3 protein-coding genes are annotated in these 3238 nt (G+C 37.1%); all 3 read right to left on the bottom strand.

Annotated features, from left to right (window positions below; genetic code table 11):
• On the bottom strand, positions 1 to 639 hold a 639-nt coding region (locus tag AC1DND_RS23710; RefSeq protein ID WP_477585042.1), incomplete at its 3' end, for a hypothetical protein.
• Between the two features lie 12 nt (positions 640 to 651).
• Positions 652 to 2016, bottom strand: a complete 1365-nt coding sequence (locus AC1DND_RS23705) for a thioredoxin family protein (RefSeq protein WP_477585041.1) — start codon at positions 2014 to 2016, stop codon at positions 652 to 654.
• Between the two features lie 173 nt (positions 2017 to 2189).
• Positions 2190 to 3238, bottom strand: a 1049-nt coding sequence (locus AC1DND_RS23700) for a TlpA family protein disulfide reductase (protein WP_477585040.1), incomplete at its 5' end; no start/stop codon positions are given.

The raw sequence follows: 3238 nt of genomic DNA, 5'->3' as shown, positions 1-3238 counted from the left end.
GATCAATGCTTTACCGTTAGGATAGAAAAACACATCATCGTTTTTAAATTTATCTTTAACAAGAAGGACTTTACTATATTCCGACTGGCTTTCAGCTGCAGGCTCTATATTTTTTTTGATCTGATWGAGTCTGTAGAAATCCAGTTCATAATCAACAACCTGCTTCATCAACAGGTTAAATCTGGTATTCCTCGTGCGGATATTGGTTTGAAATTCGGCTGCTTTGCCTTTAATAAGATTAAAAAAAAGTGGCTTGCTTTTAAGTTCATCCGCAATTGAATTCCATCCCGCTAAGACAGTGTTTTCATCGGTTTGTTGACCAATAAATTCTATTTTTCGATTATTGATCGATACCTGCGCTTTATCTCCTTTTTTCAGGTACAAAGGAAATTGTCCGGCCAGAGCAGTAAATCCACCGACCATATAAAAACCATCATAGGAAGGGTCGAAGGAAAAGATAAAAGCCCCATCTTCTGCTAATTTAACCGATTTAACAAGTTTGGTTTCTCCGTCTTCTATTTGGAAGAGATACACAACCTTGTTGAGATTAGGTTTAAGCACACCTGTTATTTCAGTCGTTTGAGCAAAGGTAAAGGTGTTTAATACCATCAATACTACAATTGTAAATAGCTGTTTCATATTATAACTGGATTAATGTTTTTTTGGCTTCGGACGGGAGGAGAAACCAGAAATTTTAGGCTCGTTATTTTTCATTTTCTGCATCATAATTTCTGCAGCTTTCAAGTATTCATCATTACTGCTTTTCATTTCCGCTATCAGTTTCGATTGCTGCTCAATGGCGGCCTCTTTTTCACCAAAATAATAAGCCGCTAAATTCATTTTGCTTTTAACCGCTACCGAATTACTGCTCAATATCATTGCTTTTTTAAGTAAGCTTGTGGCTAACTCTTTATCTATAACATCCTTAGAGAGCTTGGATAAAGTAACCGCATAATTTGAGCAATAGTCAGAAATTCTGATTGAATCAATAGGAACTACAGGTTCAGGCGCATTTTTGTCATTTATTATGGTTTCACTTCCTATGGAAGAAGTTTTATTTGCGGGCAATAAAAATTGTGTGATATAGGTCCGTGAAGCCTTTAAAAGCTGAACGGTATCAGCATTTAAACTGTATAATCTGATTTTATATTCCAGGACTTTTTTGTTGCCCCTATCACCGATTTCAACAGTTTTAAGATTTTCGAAAAGCTTGTTCAATCCGGCTTCTTTTGCAGAAACCGATTGTTTGCTCCCAATAATATCTTCGGCCCTGCTTTTCGTTTCTTCACGAATTACCCGATAAAAAGAAGCTGCTGCAATACCATCATTTTTACATAAAACAGCATCAATGCGCTTATAATTGTTGATCATATAATGATACAGAACTGAATCAGCGCCATTGGTGAAATTAGATCCCATGAAAAATAGTTGAGCTGTAGAGGGTGTTGTGGTTACAAATTTTTCAATATATCGGCTTATTGCTGCACCAGTCCATTTTCCTGAAGCTTTTAAGCGCTTAATATAAGTTTGAGCAAAAAGTTCGTCATAATTACCGGCTTTATATTTAGCTTCCAATTCGTCTAAACTTATTTCTTTTTTTCCTGCATACTTCGCAAGCATTTTATCGGCCAAGTCTTTAAAGTCTGCAGCGGGCATCGAACTTTTAGATCGATCTACTAAGGTTTCATCATTTGGATTAATGAACAAATAAGTGGGGTAAGAATGTACTTCGTATTTCTTTGCCAGGGCAATGCCTTCGCCTTTTTCTGCATCGATTTTTACATTTACGAAACCTTTGTTGTACTTCGCCCCTATTTCGGATCTTGTGAATACCTGTGCAGCCATCACTCTACATGGACCGCACCAACTGGTGTACACATCCACAAAAATAGGCCTGTTTAGTTCTTTTGCCTTTTTTACTGCCTCTTTCCAGGATGTGTGTTCAAACTCAATTCCTTGCGAAAAAACGTTCAGGGTACTGAATAAGAGGAAACCGCTTAATAAAATCTTTTTCATTGGAATATAATTTGTCTTTTAAAGGTTATGAAGCTATCATGAGCGTATTCATTGCTGTTTGTGAGCGTTTGCTCATGATGGTTTCATTAGAATATATTTGTGCTTTAATGGTTAGATAGAAGAAAAATAACCACATCAAACCGTAAACATTATTGTTTTATCTTGGAAGATTGTCAATCCGTTTTTGCCAGTTCTTTTTCAATCAATTCTTTCAATTTTGGATCAGAAGGACGAGGCGAATCTGTTGATACTACATTTCCTTTTTTATCAAATACCATAAACCTTGGGATAACTGAAATAGCATAGTCTTTGGTTATTTTAGTCCAGCCACCGGCAAACAATTGTAGGCCATTCAAATCCAGCTCTTTCAGCGCGGTCAGCCATTTTTGTTTATCTTTCGGATAATCAACTGAAACCGATATAAAGGCTACATCTTTGCCTTTATACGCCTCCTCCATCTTTTTTAGGTAAGGAATCTGCTGTTTGCAGGGTGCACACCAGGTGGCCCATACATCAACTATCACTACCTTCCCTTTAAAATCATTTAGCGAAATCATTTTCCCCTTTTGATCAGGGTAAGTGAAATTGATACCGGGTTTAGGTCCGATTACACTGTTGTAAAGTTTTGTCCCCAGTTCTTCTACAACTGATTTCTGGTAAGTCGTTTGAAAGTACTTTCCATACTTATCCATAAACTCCTGGTAAGCGCTATAGTTGGCAGGCATTTTACCCTTACTTAGCATATAAGCGCCTTTGATCGCGTCGTTATCAAGGGTCATCATTCTTTGATCTATTGTTCCGCGGCTTAATATGGCAGAATTGGCATAAGTTTCCTTATTACCTGACATCGCAAAGTTGACATACATATCGATATAACGCTGACCATTAAGCATTCCCAATACAGCATCAGTTTTAAACTTTTTGGGTTCTATTATCCTATTGTAATAAGGCGGCAACTGTTCTTTTTTAATGAATGTGCCCCCTCTAGGGATAGCCAGAAAATTTAAAGCATATAAATCTAAACCGTATCCAATAATCTGTTTCATCGAAGCGTTGAATACTGTATTGGGCGTATGGATCGTTTTTTTAAATATTTCCGCTTGGGCAACCAGTTTTGTCAAGGCAGGAAAGAATTCATCATACATCTGCATCGAATGGAAGGAATTATACCTGATAGAATCCGTCATCTTGGCCCATTTGTATAAAACGGTATTCTCAGGGC

The sequence above is a fragment of the Pedobacter sp. 01N416 genome (genome assembly GCF_056399685.1).
Note: the sequence above shows the minus strand (reverse complement) of the source record. Positions and strands in the feature narration are given on the sequence as shown.

Coding starts and splice junctions, on each gene's coding strand:
- AC1DND_RS23705 (WP_477585041.1), bottom strand. CDS start 2,016: ATGAAAAAGATTTTATTAAGCGGTTTCCTCTTATTCAGTACCCTGAAC.